General features: G+C 70.3%; 4 protein-coding genes. All 4 read right to left on the bottom strand.

The genetic code is table 11. From position 1 onward, the window contains the following. Window positions 1–14: 14 nt before the first annotated feature. Window positions 15–10,850 carry a type I polyketide synthase gene (locus KUTG_RS64435; RefSeq protein WP_052395951.1) on the bottom strand — a complete coding sequence of 3,612 codons (10,836 nt, stop codon included), beginning with the start codon at window positions 10,848–10,850 and terminating at the stop codon, window positions 15–17. Further along, on the bottom strand, window positions 10,804–14,592 hold the full coding sequence (locus tag KUTG_RS64420; protein WP_084580339.1) for a type I polyketide synthase: 3,789 nt from the start codon (window positions 14,590–14,592) through the stop codon (window positions 10,804–10,806). Before KUTG_RS64420 ends, KUTG_RS64435 begins: the two co-directional genes overlap by 47 nt. A gap of 101 nt (window positions 14,593–14,693) precedes the next feature. Next, window positions 14,694–16,091 carry an NAD(P)/FAD-dependent oxidoreductase gene (locus KUTG_RS39950; protein WP_063753629.1) on the bottom strand — a complete coding sequence of 466 codons (1,398 nt, stop codon included), beginning with the start codon at window positions 16,089–16,091 and terminating at the stop codon, window positions 14,694–14,696. Continuing rightward, the coding region (locus tag KUTG_RS39945) for a DUF993 family protein (protein ID WP_043724418.1) at window positions 16,088–16,794 on the bottom strand (707 nt) is incomplete at its 5' end. The genes KUTG_RS39945 and KUTG_RS39950, both read right to left, overlap by 4 nt.

Genomic DNA, 16,794 nt, shown 5'->3' with positions numbered 1-16,794 from the left:
GCCAATCTCCGTGGTCAGGAAATGCCGAGTTCGTTGTCCAGGGCCGCGAACAGCTCGTCGTCGGTGGCCTCGTCCAGACTCCCCTCCGAGGCATTGGCGATTTCCTCGTTGTCGCGCCATTTGCGCAGCAGGGCCTCCAGCCGGGCGGTGACCTTGGGTCGGGACCCGTTCACCTCGGTGGCCGACAGCGTGGCCTCCAACCGGCCGATCTCGGCGATCAGCTGCTGGGCCGGGTCGAACTCGCCGGGCTGCAGCAGCTCCCGCAGGTGGTCGGCGACGTCCTGGGAGGTCGGGTAGTCGAAGACGAGCGTGGCCGGCAGCTGGAGGCCGGTGGCAAGGCCGAGTTGCTTGCGCAGCTCGACGGCGGTCAGCGAGTCGAAGCCCAGCTCCTTGAACGCCCGGTCCGGCTCGATCGAGGTGGACGAGTCGTGGCCGAGCACCGCCGCCACATGCTTGCCGACCAGGTCGAGCAGCAGCCGCTCGCGGTCGGCCTCGGGCAGCTCGGCCAGCCGTTCACGCAACGAAGTGTCACTTTGCTGCGACTGCCGGGCCGGGATCCGGACCAGGCCGCGCAGCAGCGTCGGCAGGCCCTCGGGCCGGGCCCGCAGCGCCGCCTTGTCCAGCTTCAGCGGCACGACCAGCGTGTCGTCGACGGTCAGGGCCCGGTCGAACAGGGGCCCGATCTCGTCGGCGGTGAGCACCGGGGTTCCCATGCGGCGCATGCGTTCCGCATAGGCCTCGTCGCCGTTGTCCAGCGCGCCGAAGGCGATGGCCACGCCGTTGTGGTGCGCGGCCAACAAGTTGAGGTAGCCGGTGGCGGCGGCGAAGTTGGCCTGGCCGGTGCCGAGCAGCAGGCTCGTCGCCGAGGAGACGAGGATCAGGTTGGCATCGCGGTGGTTCCAGGCGCCGTCGATCGTCTGGTCGAGGACGCGGTCGAGCTGATCGTCGGTCATGTCGGCCAACAACGCGTTGTCGGTCAGCGACTCGGCGTGGATGACCGTGTCGATCTTCTGTTTGCCCGGCTTGTGCAGGACCTTCACGCCCTTGGCGGCGAGGTGGTCGGCGATGGCCTTGCCGATGCCGTGCTTGCCGCCGGTGATCAGCACGGTCTTGCCGATCGGGCGTTCGGCGCCCGGTCGGGCGGCGGTCAGCCTCGGGATGAGGATCTTGCCGTCGCGGACGCGCAGCTCGGGTTCGCCGGTGTCGACGGCCTTCTTGGCGTCAACGCTGCCGTCGGTGTCGAGCAGTGCGAACCGGCCGGGGTTCTCCTCCTGGGCCGAGCGGACCAGGCCCCACAGCGCGCCGTTGTGGCCGGTGAGGACCAGCTTTCCGTCGAATTCCCGGATCAGGCCGAGGAGTTGTCGGGCGGCGGCCTTGGCCTCGGTCGGCGAGCCGTCGGGCGGGCACTGGACGTGCACGACGTCCGCGGCGTCGAGGGTCGGCAGCCACTCGGCCCAGTCGGCCAGCGGCAGCTCGTCCGACCACGTCTCGTCGGTGGGGCGGCCGTTCGGGGCGGCGACCCAGTCGACGCGGTACAGGTCGTCACCGGTCGCGGCGAGCTGGTCGGCGGTGATCGGGCGGGTTTCGACCGCGGCGATGGTCGCCACCGGGCCGTTGTCGTCGGCCAGGGTGATCGTCCCGCCGGCGATGCGAGCCCGAATCGTGCCGGTTCCCGTGCGGTGCAGGGCGATTCCGCGATAGGTGGACGGGATCACGGTGTCGGTGATCGTCGGCTGGAGCGCCGTTTCGAGCAGCGCCGGGTGCAGCGCAAAGCGCTCGTCGACCTCGGGCACCGTGACTTCGGCGTAGATCTCGTCGCCGACCTTGACCGCTTGGATGCCTTGGAGGGTTGGCCCGTAGCCGAAGCCGAGGGGCAGCAGGTCGATGTCGATCGGCGTGCCGCCGGTGGGCAGGTCGAAGGTCTCGCCGGCCGGGGCGCCGGTGGCCAGGACAGCCGTGGCGTGGCGGATCCACCCGTCTTCGCCGCGGGAGTAGATGCTGACTTTGTTGCTCGTGGCGACGACCTGGATCGTCACGTCGCCGGTCTCGGGCAGCACAAGCGGGGCTTCGAGGGTGAGCTCCTCGATCAGGTCGGCGTCGACCCGGGCTGCTGCCTGGAGGGCCAGTTCGACGAAGCCGGCGCCGGGGAACAGGATGCTGCCGAGCACGTCGTGGTCGGCCAGCCAGGGCTGGGTTTCCGTCGAGATGCGGCCGGTCAGCACCACGCCGTCGCCTTCGGCGGCCGGGACGGCCGCGCCGAGCAGCGGGTGGTCGATGGCGTCCAGGCCGGCCGAGTTGACGTCCGCGCCGTCGGCGATGACCGAGTTGACCCAGAAGTGCTGGTGCTGGAAGGCGTAGGTCGGCAGCTCGACGCGGCGGGCCTCGCGGCCGGCGAAGAACTTCGTCCAGTCGACGGTCACGCCGTTGGCCCAGGCCTGGGCCAGGCTCGCCACCAACTCCCGCTCTTGTGGCTTCTCCCGGCGCTGGGTGGCGAGGAACACCGCGTCCTCCACACAGGTGGCCCCCATGCCGGCCAGCACGCCGTCCGGTCCGATCTCGACGAACTTCGTAACGCCTTGGACGTTAAGTTCCGTGATGGCATCGGCGAACCGAACCGCTTCGCGGACGTGGTTGACCCAGTACTCCGGCTCCGCCCACGTGCCGCCGCCGGCCGAGGTGATCACCGCCGGGATCTTCGGCTCGGCGAAGGTCAGGCCTTCGACGATCGCCCGGAACTCCTCCAGCATCGGCTCCATCAACGGCGAGTGGAACGCGTGCGACACCTTCAGGCGTGTGGTCTTGCGGCCCATGGCCTCGAACTCGGCTTGGATGGCCAGCACGGCCTCTTCGTCGCCGGAGATGACCACGGACTGCGGGCCGTTGATGGCCGCGATACCCATGCCTTCGCGCAGGGTGATCTCGTCTTCGGTGGCCTGGATGGCGACCATGGCACCGCCGGTCGGCAGCGCCTGCATCAGACGACCACGGGCCGCGACCAGTTTCCGGGCGTCGGGCAGCGAGAGGACCCCGGCCACATGGGCCGCCGCGATCTCACCCACGGAGTGACCGGCCACGAAGTCGGGCCGCACGCCCCAAGACTGAACTAAACGGTACAGTGCAACTTCGAAGGCGAACAGCGCGGGCTGAGCGTTGCCGGTCTGATTGAGGGCATCCTGGTCCTCGCCCCAGATGATGGCGGCAACCTGGGGATCTACCGCCGCATCCCAAGCCTCCGCGAACACCGGGAACCGCTCGTACAGCTCCTGCCCCATGCCGATCCGCTGCGAACCCTGACCGGTGAACAGGAACGCCGTCAGGCCCTTGCCGGCGACGACGCGGTTGGCCGAAGCCAGCCCGCGGGCCAAGCCCTCGCGGTCGTCGGCGACGAAAGCGGCGCGGTGCTCCAGCGGGGCCCGCAGCGTAGCCAGCGAGTAGGCGACGTCCAGCACATCGCCGTCCACATCGGACAGACGCGCGAGCTGAGACGTCAGGCCATCGGCGGTCTTGGCGGAGACGAGCACCGGGACCGGGCGCGACTCGACGGTCCGCTCGGCGATCTCCGGCTCGGCCTGCTCGATGATGACGTGGGCGTTGGTGCCGCTGATGCCGAACGAAGAGATGCCGGCCCGGCGAGGGCGGTCGACCGACGGCCACGGGCGGGCCTCAGTGAGGAGCTCGATGTTGCCGGCGGTCCAGTCCACGTGCGGGGTCGGCACGTCGACGTGCAGCGTCCGTGGCAGCACCCCGTGCCGCATAGCCATGATCATCTTGATGATGCCGGCAACACCCGCGGCCGACTGGGTGTGGCCCATGTTGGACTTGATCGACCCCAACCACAGCGGCTCGGACCGGTCCTGGCCGTAGGTGGCCAGAAGTGCTTGCGCCTCAATGGGATCGCCTAGGGTGGTGCCGGTGCCGTGTGCCTCGACGGTGTCGACGTCGGCCGCCGACAGGCCGGCGTTGGCCAGGGCCTGCTGGATCACGCGCTGCTGCGCGGGGCCGTTGGGCGCGGTCAAGCCGTTGGACGCGCCGTCCTGATTGACGGCCGAACCCTTGACCACAGCAAGAACGTTGTGGCCGTTGCGGCGGGCGTCGGACAGCCGCTCGACCAGGATCAGGCCGACGCCCTCACCCCAACCCGTGCCGTCGGTGGCCCCGGCGAAGGACTTGCAGCGGCCGTCCGGAGAAAGCCCGCGCTGCTTGCTGAACTCGACGAACGTCTCCGGCGTCGCCATCACCGCGACACCGCCGGCCAATGCCAGCGAGCACTCCCCCGACCGCAGCGCCTGGATCGCCCAGTGCAGCGCGACCAGCGAGGACGAGCACGCCGTGTCGATGGTGACGGCCGGCCCCTCGAAACCGAAGGTGTAGGAAACCCGGCCCGAGGCAATGGATCCCGTGTTGTTGTTGACCTTGTAGTCGTGGTACATCATGCCGGCGAAAACGCCGGTGTCGCTGCCGCGCAACGGTCCCGGGTCGATGCCGGCGCTCTCGAACGTCTCCCACGCCGTCTCCAGCAGCAGCCGCTGCTGCGGGTCCATCTCCAGCGCCTCGTTCGGGCTGATGCCGAAGAAGCCCGGGTCGAACAGGGCCGCGTCGTGGAGGAAGGCGCCGCGCTTGGTGTAGGTGCTGCCGGGGCGCTCGCCGCTCGGGTCGTAGATCCGCTCGGTGTCCCAGCAACGGTCGGCCGGGAAGTCGGTGACCGCGTCGACGCCGTTGAACACCAGCTGCCACAGGTCGTCCGGCGAGGTGACGCCGCCGGGGTAGCGGCAGGCCATGCCGACGATGGCGATCGGTTCGTCCGAAGTGGACCTGGCCCGGGTCTTCACGGTCTTGGCCGCGCCGGCGAAGCTGTTCACCAGGTAGCCGGCGACCGCACGGGTCGTCGGGTAGTCGAACACCAGGGTGGCCGGCAGGCGCAGGCCGGTCTCGCCGCCGAGCTGGTTGCGGAGCTCGACCGCGGACAGCGAGTCGAAGCCCAGCTCGTTGAATGCCCGGTCCGGGTCGATCGCGTCGACCGTCGCGTGGCCGAGAACCTCGGCGACGTGCTTACGCACCAAGGCAACCAGTAGCCGCTCGCGCTCGCCGGCGTCGAGGCCGGCCAGTCGGCGCTCCAACGACGAGCCGCCGCCGGCGGTCCGCTTCGACGGGACGCGGACGAGGCCGTGCAGGATCGGCGGCTGCACCGCGGCCTGCGCGCGCAGCGTGCTCAGGTCGAGCCGGAACGGCACCACCGTGGCGAGATCGGCCTTGAGAGCGCTGTCGAACAGGGCAAGGCCCTCCTCCGGCAGCAACACCGGCATGCCGGCCCGCTCCAGGCGCTGGAGGTCGGCGGCCGTCAGCAGGTCGGCCATGCCGCCCACCTGCGCCCACGGCCCCCAGGCCAGCGACACCGCCGGCTGTCCGTTGGCCCGCCGATGCTGGGCCAGCGCGTCCAGGAAAACGTTGGCAGCAGCGTAATTCGCCTGCGCGGTTCCGCCGAAGGTGCCGGCGACCGAGGAGAACAGCACGAAGGCCTTGAGGTCGCTGGTGAGTTCGTGCAGGTGCCGCGCGGCTTCTGCCTTCGGGGCCCACACGCGCTCGATCCGCTTGGCGTCCAGCGCGGACACCACGCCGTCGTCCAGGACGCCGGCCGCGTGCACCACACCGGTGAGCTGCGGAATTCCCTTGAGCAGCTGGGCAACCGCGTCGCGGTCGGCCACATCGCAGGCAGCGACCATGACCTGAGCGCCGAGGATTTCCAGTTCCTGGACCAACTCGGCGGCACCGGGGGCGTCCGCGCCGCGGCGGCTGGTCAGCACGAGGTTCGGGACGCCTTGGGACGCAAGGTGCTTGGCGAACAGCGCGCCGAGACCGCTGAGGCCGCCCGTGATCAGCACAGTGTCGCCGAAGTCGGTGTTGCCGTTGACTTCGGTGACCCGGGCCAGGCGCGGCACCCGCAGTTCCCCGCCCCGGACCGAGACTTCCGGTTCGCCGAGCGCGATGGCGGCGTCCACGTCGTCGCCATCGGTGTCGATCAGACCGAAGCGGCCCGGGTTCTCGGCGATCGCCGACCGGACCAGGCCCCACACCGGGGCCACGTCGAGGTCGATGTCGTTGGTGTCGACGGCATTGCGGGTGACGAAGACCAGCCGGTTGTCCGCATTGGACTCGTCGGCCAGCCACTCCTGCACGCGTCCGAGGACATGCGCGAGGGCGTTCTTGCCGGCCGGCACGTCCTCGTGGACCGCTTCTTCGTTGCCGACGGCGGGCATCGGCGTCCACACGACGTGGAAGAGCGAGTCGTGCTGGCGGTCGACACTGAGCTGCTCGACCGAGACCGCCCGGGAGACCAGGGATTCCACGAACAGGATCGGGTCCCCGAGCAGGTCCGTGACCAGCACGGACGCCGAGTCGTCGCCGGTCTTGCGGATCCGGACGCGCAGCTCGGCAGCGCCGGTGCGGTGCAGGGTGACGCCGTTCCAGGCGAACGGCAGCTGCGTCTCGCCGCCTTCCTCGCCGGTGACGAGCTGGGCGTGCAGGGCGGAATCGAGCAGCGCCGGGTGCAGGCCGTAGCGCTCGGCGTCGGCGCCCTCGGGCAGTGCGACTTCGGCGTACGTGTCGTCGCCGTCGCGCCAGGCCGCCTTGAGGCCGCGGAACATCGGCCCGTACACGTATCCCTGGTCGGCCAGGTTCTCGTACGCGCCGTCGAGGTCGACTTCCTCGCCCGGCGGCGGCCATTCGGCCAGGTCCTCGGCGGTGTCGCCGCCGGTGCCGACCACTCCGGTGGCGTGCCGTGTCCAGGTCAGGTCGTCGACGCGGGAGTAGATGCTGACGTTACGAGCCCCGTCGACCACCACCTGCACCGCCACGCCGCCGCGCTCCGGCAGGATCAGGGGGGCTTCCAGCGTCAGCTCTTGCACCACATCGCAGCTGACGTGGTGGCCGGCCTGCAGCGCCAGTTCGACAAAGGCCGTGCCCGGCAACAGAAGCGCGCCGAGAACGTCGTGATCGGCCAGCCAGGGCTGGGTTTCCACCGACAGGCGGCCGGTCAGCACCACTCCGTCCGTCTCCGCCGAGGCCACCGCCGCGCCGAGCAGCGGGTGTTCCACCGCGGTCTGCCCCACCGAGGTGACGTCCCCGCCGTCCCGGTTCGAGGTCAGCCAGAACGTCTGGCGCTGGAAGGCGTAGGTCGGGAGGTCCGTGCGGCGGGCCCCGGTGCCGTCGAAGAACTTCGTCCAGTCGACCGTGACCCCGTTGGCCCAGGCCTGCGCCACTGCACTGACCAGTTCACGTTCCTGCGGCCGCTCCCGCCGCTGAGTGGCGACAAACACGCCATCGTCCAGGCCGCCTTTCGCGTTCTCCACGCAGGTGGCCCCCATCCCGGCCAGCACACCGTCCGGGCCGACCTCCACGAACTTGGTCACGCCCTGCTCGTGCAGCGTCGTGATGGCGTCCGCGAACCGCACGGCCTCACGCACGTGGTTGACCCAGTACTCCGGCTGCGCCCAGTCGCCACCGCCGGCCGAGGTGACCACCACCGGCACCTTCGGCACAGCGAACTCCAGACCAGCGACAACGGCCCGGAACTCATCAAGCATCGACTCCATCAACGGCGAGTGGAACGCGTGCGACACCTTGAGCCGGGTGGTCTTCCGGCCGCGCGCCTCGAACTCCGCCTGAATGGCCAGCACGGCCTCTTCAACACCCGAGATCACCACCGACTGCGGGCCGTTGATCGCCGCGATGCCCATGCCCTCGCGCAGGGTGATCTCGTCCTCGGTGGCCTGGATCGCCACCATCGCGCCGCCGGCCGGCAGGGCCTGCATGAGGCGGCCACGGGCGCTGACCAGCTTGGCCGCATCGTCGAGGGAGAGGACACCGGCGATGTGCGCGGCCGCGATCTCACCGACCGAGTGACCGGCCACGAAGTCCGGCTTGATGCCCCAGGACTGAACTAAACGGTGCAGTGCAACTTCGAAGGCAAAAAGGGCGGGCTGGGCGAACCCGGTCTGGTTGAGAAGGTCCTGGTCAGCGCCCCAGATCACGGCCTGAAGCTGCCCGTCCAGCTTCCCGACCACCTCATCCCACGCCGCAGCGAACACCGGGAACCGCTCATACAGCTCCCGGCCCATGCCGATCCGCTGCGAACCCTGGCCGGTGAACAGGAAGGCCGTCTTGCCTGGAGCGACCGTTGCGCTCGTGAAGGTGTCGGTGGCCAGGGCGAAGGCGCGATGGTCGAAGGCGACGCGGTCGGTGGCAAGGGTGAAAGCGATGTCCTGGGCGGGGCCGGACACCGCCGAGATCTGGGCAATCTGGGCGGTCAGGGCGGCGGGGGTCTTGCCGGACACCAGGAAGGGCAGGATGCGTGGGGAGACGGCCGGGGCCGGCTCGTCCGACACCGCCTGCTCGATGATGACGTGGGCGTTGGTGCCGCTGAGGCCGAAGGAAGAGATGCCGGCGCGGCGCGGGCGGTCCACAGACGGCCAAGGGCGGGGCTCAGTGAGGAGCTTGACGTTGCCGGCGGACCAGTCGACGTGGGGGGTGGGCTCGTCGACGTGCAGGGTCTGCGGCAGCACGCCGTGCCGCATGGCCATGACCATCTTGATGATGCCGGCAACACCGGCGGCGGCCTGGGTGTGGCCGAGGTTGGACTTGATGGAACCGAGCCAGAGGGGCTCGGAGCGGTCCTGGCCGTAGGTGGCGAGCAGGGCCTGGGCCTCGATGGGGTCACCGAGCTTGGTGCCGGTGCCGTGGGCCTCGACGGAGTCCACATCGGACGTGTCGAGACCGGCGTTGGCCAGGGCCTGACGGATGACCCGTTGCTGGGCGGGACCATTGGGGGCGGTGAGGCCGTTGGAGGCACCGTCCTGGTTGATGGCGGTGCCGCGAACGACGGCGACGATGGGGTGCCCGAGGCGCTCGGCGTCGGACTTGCGCTCGACCAGGATCAGGCCGACGCCCTCGGACCAGCCGGTGCCATCCGCCGCGCCGGCAAAGGACTTGCAGCGGCCGTCCACGGAAAGGCCGCGCTGCTCGGAGAAGTCGACGAGGGCCTCGGGTGTGGCCATGACGGCGACACCGCCGGCCAGGGCCAGAGAGCACTCGCCGGAACGAAGAGCCTGGATGGCTAGGTGCAAGGCGACCAACGAGGACGAGCAGGCCGTGTCGATGGTGACGGACGGCCCCTCGAAGCCGAAGCTGTAGGAGACGCGACCGGAGGCGATGGAGCCGGAAGCGCTGTTCAGGGCGTAGTCGTGGTACATCATGCCGGCGAACACGCCGGTGGAAGAGCCCTTCAACGCTCGGGGGTCGATGCCGGCCCGCTCGAAGGTCTCCCACGCGGTCTCCAGCAGCAGGCGCTGCTGGGGATCCATCAGCACGGCCTCACGCGGGCTGATGCCGAAGAAGTCGGCGTCGAACTCGGCGGCGTCGTAGAGGAAACCGCCGTCGCGCGTGTAGGACTTGTTGGGCTTGCCCGGTTCCGGGTCGTACAGGTTGGCCAGATCCCAGCCGCGGTTGGTCGGGAACGGGCCGACGGTACCGGAGCCGTCAGCGACCAGCCGCCACAGGTCCTCGGGCGAGTTCACGCCGCCCGGGTAGTGGCAGGCCATGCCGACGATGACGATCGGGTCGTCGTCGAGCGCCGCCACCGTACGGACTGCGGCGACGGAAGTGCCTGCACCGCCGACCTTCTCGCGCAGGTACCCGGCGACCGCGCGGGAAGTCGGGTAGTCGAACACGAGCGTCGCCGGCAGCCGCAGCCCGGTCTCGGCGCCGAGCAGGTTGCGAAGCTCAACGGAGGCAAGGGAATCGAAGCCCAGCTCCTGGAAAGCCCGGTCGGGCTCGATCGCGTCGGTCGACGAGTGACCGAGCACGGCGGCGACGTGACGACGCACCAGCTCCAGCAGCAGGGCGTCGCGTTCCTCCTCGCCGAGCCCGGAAAGCCGGTCGGCCAAAGAGTTTCCGGTGACCGAGCCGGCGCGGGCCGCCTGCCGCTGCGGCACGCGAACCAGGCCACGCAGCACATGCGGCACCTCGCGGGTACGGAGCGTGCCGAGATCCAGCTTCACCGGCACGAGGTTGGTCTCGCCGGAGTCAAGTGCGGCATCGAAGAGCTGAAGGCCCTCGGCAGCGGACAGCCCGGGCAGGCCGGACTTGCGCATGCGCTCCAGGTCGACGTCGCCGAGTTCCGCGCCGAGACCGGCGTCGACGGCCCACAGTCCATAAGCGAGCGACGTGGCCGGCAGGCCGCGCGAACGGCGGTGCTGGGCCAAAGCATCCAAGAACACGTTGGCGGCGGCGTAGCTGGCCTGCCCGGCCGCGAGCAGAAGCCCGCCGGCCGACGAGATCAGCACGAACAGGTCGAGGCCACGGGTCAGCTCGTGCAGGTGCCAGGCCGCATCGGCCTTCGGCCGCAGCACCGCGTCCAACTCCTCGGCGGTGACGGCCTCGACGAGGCCGTTCTCCGCGATGCCGGCCGCGTGCACCACGCCCTTCAGGTCGGTGATGCCCTCCAGCAGGAAGGCCAGGGCGTCCCGATCGGACACGTCGCACGCGGCGACGGTCACGGTGGCGCCGTGACCCTCCAGTTCGGACACCAGCTCAGCGGCGCCAAGGGCCTCGATGCCGCGCCGGCTCGTCAGCACCAGGCTGCGGAAGCCTCGCTCCGTCACCAGGTGCCGAGCGAACAGCGCACCGAGGCCGCCGGTTCCACCGGTGACCAGGACCGTGCCGTCGGCTGCCCCATGGCCGGCGGTGCCGGTGGTCACGCGGGCCAGCCGGGGAACGAACACTGCACCGCCGCGCACCGCGACCTCGGGCTCACCGAGCGCCAGGGCCGGGGACAAGTCGTCGGAGTCGGTGTCCACCAAGACAAAACGACCAGGGTTCTCCGCCTGGGCGGCCCGCACGAGACCCCCACACCGGGGCCACGGTCAGGTCGACGTCCTCGCCGCTGACCGAAACCGCGCCGCGAGTGACAAAAGCGATCCGGGTGTCCTCGGACAACGCCGCCCGGATCCGCTCCAGGACAACGGAAGCGACCGAACGGACGCCGCCGAGCACGTCGCCCTCAGCCGAAGCGACGTGCTCGACGACCAGATCGGAATCCACAAGGGATCCCGTGGTTGCCGGCTGCCAAGCAAGCTGGAACAGCGGTTCCGCGGAGGACAGCTGCGCCGGAGTCACCGGCCGGGAGGCCAGCGACGCCACCGTCAGCACAGGCTGGCCGGTCAGGTCGGCGACGGTGAGGGAATGCTGGTCGTTGCCCGCCGGAGCCATCCGAACCCGCAACGCCGACGCCCCGGAGGCGTGCAGCGTGACCCCGCTCCACGCGAACGGCAGGTGTGTCTCGCCGTCGCCCAACAGCTCGCCGTGCATGGCCGAGTCGAGCAGCGCCGGGTGCAGCCCGAACCGCTCCGCCCCCGCGCCTTCCGGCAGCGCCACCTCGGCGAACATCTCCTCGCCGCGCCGCCACACCGCCTTCAGGCCCTGGAACACGGGCCCGTAGGCGTAACCGCGGCGGAGAAGCTGGTCGTACGCACCGTCGATGTCGACGCGACTCGCGCCGGCCGGCGGCCACTCGGCCAGCTCCACAACCGGGACCTGCGCACCTACGGCCAACACACCCAGCGCATGCCGCGTCCACGGCAACTCCGAGTCGTCGAGCCGCGAGTACACGCTCACCGGGCGCGCGCCGTCGTCACCGGCCGCGCCCACCACCACCTGGATCGCCACGCCGCCCCGCTCGGGCAGCACCAGCGGCGCCTCCAGGGTCAGCTCCTCCACCACGTCACAGCCGACGTGGTCGCCGGCCTGGATGGCCAGCTCCACAAAAGCCGTGCCGGGCAACAACACCGTGCCCAGCACGTCGTGATCGGCCAGCCACGCCTGGGTCTGCGTGGACAGCCAGCCGGTCAGCACCACACCGTCGCCCTCGGGCGCGGCGACCACCGCGCCCAGCAACGGGTGCTCGGCCGCCGCCAGGCCGGCCGAGCCCAGGTCCGAACCCTGCGTCCAGACCGAGTTGATCCAGAAACGCTGGTGCTGGAAGGCATACGTCGGCAGGTCGGCGCGCCGCGCGTCACGACCGGCGAAGAACGCCTCCCAGTCCACCGACACACCCAGAGCCCACGCCTGCGCGACGCCGGCGACCAGCTCTCGCTCCTGACCACGTCCACGTCGTTGCGTGGCAACAAAAGCCGCATCCTCGACCGAGTTGGCGGCCATCCCCGTCAGCACCGCATCCGGGCCGACCTCCACGAACCGCGTCACGCCCTGCGTCGAAAGCTCCACCACCGCGTCCGCGAACCGCACCGCCTCGCGGACATGCCCCACCCAGTACTCCGCCGAAGACCACGCACCACCGCCGGCCGACGTGGCAACCACGGCCAGCGTCGGCTCGGCAAAAGACAATCCATCAACCACCGCACGGAACTCGTCCAGCATCGGATCCATCAGCGCCGAGTGGAACGCGTGCGACACCTTCAACCGGGACGTCTTGCGCCCCAACGCCTCGAACTCCGCCTTGACCTCCAGCACGGCCTCTTCGAGGCCGGAGATCACCACTGACTGCGGGCCGTTGACCGCGGCGATGTTCACGCCCGGCCGCAGCACAACCTCGTCCTCGGCCGCCTGCAACGCGACCATCGCGCCGCCGGCCGGCAACGCCTGCATCAACCGCCCCCGCGCGGACACCAGCGCGCGGGCATCCTCCAGCGACAGCACCCCGGCGATATGCGCCGCCGCGATCTCACCCACGGAATGGCCGGCCACGAAGTCCGGCCGCACACCCCACGACTCCAGCAACCGGTACAGCGCCACCTCGAACGCGAACAGCGCGGGCTGGGCATTTCCGGTCTGGTTCAACACGTCCTGGTCGGAACCCCAGGCAGCGGCCGAACCACCCGCCGCGTCCCACGCCTCCGCGAACACCGGGAACCGCTCGTACAGCTCACGGCCCATACCCAACTGCTGAGCGCCCTGCCCGGTGAACAGGAACGCGGTCTTTCCGGCGCCGGCCGTCACCCCGGCCACGCCGGAAAGCCCCGCCACCAGCTCGTCCAGCGACGAGCCGACGACCACGGCCCGCTGCTCCATCGCGGCCCGGCCGGTGGCCAAGGTGTACGCGACGTCCAGCGGCTCGACACCCTCCACAGCAGACAGTCGAGAAACCTGCTCCGACAAGGCGTCCGGGGTCTTGCCGGAAATCAGCCACGGCACCGGACGCGCGACCACCGAACGCTCGACGGCCTCGACCGAAGGCGCCTGCTCGATGATCACGTGCGCGTTGGTGCCGCTGATACCGAAGGAGGAGACGCCCGCACGGCGCGGGCGCTCCACCGCGGGCCACGCCCGGGACTCCGTCAACAGCTCAACCGAGCCCGCAGTCCAGTCGACGTGCGAACTCGGCGAGTCCACGTGCAGAGTCTTCGGCAGCACACCATGCCGGATCGCCATGACCATCTTGATGATCCCGGCGACGCCGGCGGCCGCCTGCGTGTGCCCCATGTTGGACTTGATCGACCCCAGCCACAGCGGCTCGGAGCGATCCTGGCCATAGGTGGCCAGCAACGCCTGGGCCTCGATGGGATCGCCCAGGGTCGTGCCGGTGCCGTGCGCCTCGACGACGTCCACATCGGACGTTCCGAGGCCGGCGGAGGCCAGCGCCTGGCGGATGACCCGCCGCTGCGACGGCCCGTTGGGTGCGCTGATGCCGTTCGACGCGCCGTCCTGGTTGACCGCGCTTCCCCGCACGACAGCCAGAATCGGGTAGCCGAGCCGCTGGGCGTCGGACAGCCGCGCCAGCAGGAGCATGCCGGAGCCCTCGCCCCAGCCCACACCGTCGGAGCCGTCGGCGAACGCGCGGCAGCGACCGGTGGGCGAAAGTCCGCGCTGGCGCGAGAACTCCACGAACGTCTCCGGCGTGGCCATCACGGTCACGCCGCCGGCCAGGGCCAGCGGGCAGTCGCCGGCCCGCAGCGCCCGGATCGCGGTGTGCAGTGCCACCAACGAGGACGAGCAGGCGGTGTCCACGGTGATGGCCGGGCCCTCAAGACCCAGCGTATAGGCCACACGGCCCGAGACCAGGCTGCCGTCGCTCGTGCCGGCGCCGTAGTCGTGGTACATCACGCCGGCGAACACGCCGGTGCGACTTCCCTTCAGGGACAAGGGATCGATGCCGGCCCGCTCCAGCGTCTCCCACGCGGTCTCCAGCAGCAGCCGCTGCTGCGGGTCCATCTCCGCCGCCTCGCGCGGGCTGATGCGGAACAGCTCCGCGTCGAACCCGGCCGCGTCGTCGAGGAAGGAGCCCTCGTTGGAGTAGATCTTGCCGGTGGCGCCGGGGGTCGGGTCGTAGATCCCGTCCAGGTCCCAGAACCGGTCCGTGGGCAGGGGTCGCACGGTGTCCACCCCGTCGAGGACCAACTGCCACAGGTCCTCGGGCGACCCCACACCGCCGGGGTAGCGGCACCCCATGCTGATGATCGCGATCGGCTCCTGCTCGCGCCGTTGCGCGTCGGCCAGGCGCTTGCGGGTATCCCGCAGATCGGACGTCGCCCGCTTGAGGTAGTCGAGAAGCTTCTCCTCGTTGGACACCTCACGCCACCTCATCTGTTCGATCGGAGAACATCAGCGGTAACCGCCCCTTGTCCCACAAGAGGAAACCGCACCCGGTGCCAATTGTCGCCGGCATCGGGTGCGGTTTCACTAGGTCAACTGCTAATCCTGGTGCGGCGGAGGTCCGCCAGTTCCGGGAACTGCGCGATCGCCTGCTCGGCGGTGAGGTCCGGCTTGCGCGGTCCACGCAGGGTGGACAGCAGCACCGGCAGCGTTGCTCCGCGCGACGGCGGCGCGGCCAGCGTGTAGACCTCGTACACCGCGTTGCCGACGACCGGGTCGCTCAAGGCCGTGCGGGACATGCGGTCGGCGAACTTGGCCTGTCCCTTGCTGACCTTGACGTCACGATTCGCCTTGGTGCCGGGGAATCCGCGGTCCTGGCCGCTCGCCGTGGACCACGCGAAGTCGGCGGCCTGGGCGATGGCGGTCTGCGCGTTGCGGGAGGTGCCCGGCTTGATGCCGCCGTTGGCCTCCAGCGCGCCGCGCAGGGCCACGGCACCGAGCGCCGCGACGGACATGCCGTGCGCGTACACCGGGTTCAGCGCCGTAGCGGCGTCGCCGATGACGACAAAGCCTTCCGGCACCGGCAACTTGTCGTAGAAGCGGCGGCGGTTGGCCGTGCCGCGGTACGGCTTGACCTCGCCGAGCGGGCTCATGCCGGAGATCATCTCGGCGATGATCGGGTGCCGCTGCGACTCGGCGAACTTGAAGAAGCCCTCCTCGTCGGCCGGCGGCTCACCGCCGCGGGTGCCGGTCATGGTGCAGATCCACAGGCCGTTCTCGATGGGGAACAGCGTCGCCCCGGCGCCCGGCTGGCCGGTGCCGGCCTGCGGCTGGATCAGGATCACCGGGATCTCCGAGCCGCCGGCCGGGGCCCGGAACAGCAGCGTGGAGTACGACAGACCCGAGTCGACGGTCTCCTCGTCGACGGCCGGAAGGCCAAGCGAAACAAGGAACTTCGGCGACTGCGAGCGGCGACCCGTTGCGTCCACGACGAAGTCGGCGTCGATGGTCTCGGACGGGGCGTCGCCGCGCTGGATTCGCACGCCGGTGATCCGAGAGGCGTCACCGACCAGACCCTTGACCTGGGTGCCCTCCAGCACGCTGATCTGGGTGTTGCGCAACGTCTGCTGGCGGACGATGTGGTCCATCAGCTCGCGGCTGCACACGATGGAGTAGGCCGGGCTCGGGCCACGGCGGTGCCAGCCGACCGACGACAGCGTGAGCGAGCCGCCGGGCAGCTCGCGGCGGTGCGCGCCGGCCGCCTGCAGCAGCTTGCTGGTGCCGGGCAGCAGCTGATCCATGGCCTGCGCGCCGCCGCCCATGAACATGTGCGAGTGGTAGCCCTGCGGAAGTCCCTTGCGGGGCAATGGGGTCTCGGGGAACGTGTCGCCCTCGACGACGGTGATCGCGTCGGCGTGCCCGACCAGCGCGGCGGCGGCCAGCATGCCGGCCATGCCACCGCCGAGAACAACGGCGTGCGAGTTGCTCATGCCGTGACCCCCGCGTCGGCCAGGTACTGGCGCATCCGCTGCTCGGCCAGGTCCGGGTCCGGGAACAGGTCGAAGGCGTCGGCCAGCTGGTAGGCCTTGGCCAGGTGGGCCGGCGAGCGGTCGTTCTGCTCGCTCCAGATCATCCTGAAGTGGTCCTGGTGGCCGGAGAGCCAGGCCAGGAAGGTGAAGCCCGTCTTGTAGAAGCGGATGTCCATGCCGGTGCCCTCGAAGAGGTGGAAGGACATCTGCACGGTCGGGCCGAGCAGCTCGGTGAAGGCGGCGGTGTCGCCGTCGTCCAGCTTGCGCACGGCCGCGGCGGCCAGCGGCGCCAGCGGGTCGAGAATGCCCAGCAGCGCGTGGCTGTGGTGGGTGCCGTCGCCGGCGATCAGCGTGGGGTAGCTCATGTCGTCGCCGGTGTAGCACTTGACACCCTCGGGCAGCCGGCGTCGCATGTCGATCTCGCGGTCGAGCGCCTGCGGCAGCACCTTCACGCCGTCGATCTTGTCCTTGTTCTCGGCCACCACGACGAGGAAGTTCTCCAGCGCCGTGTCGGGGTCGGCACTGCCCCAGTAGCCGGCCAGGCCCGGGTCCATCATCTCGCGAACCCAGTGCAGCACCACGGGCTTGCTGGCCTGCTTGATCAGCTGGCGGTAGACCTGGGCGTAGTCGTCCGGGCCGGTCGCGGCCGCGGCGAGCTGCCGGC

The organism is Kutzneria sp. 744, assembly GCF_000568255.1.
Lineage (GTDB): Bacteria > Actinomycetota > Actinomycetes > Mycobacteriales > Pseudonocardiaceae > Kutzneria.
This window is presented reverse-complemented; position numbering and strand designations above follow the sequence as displayed.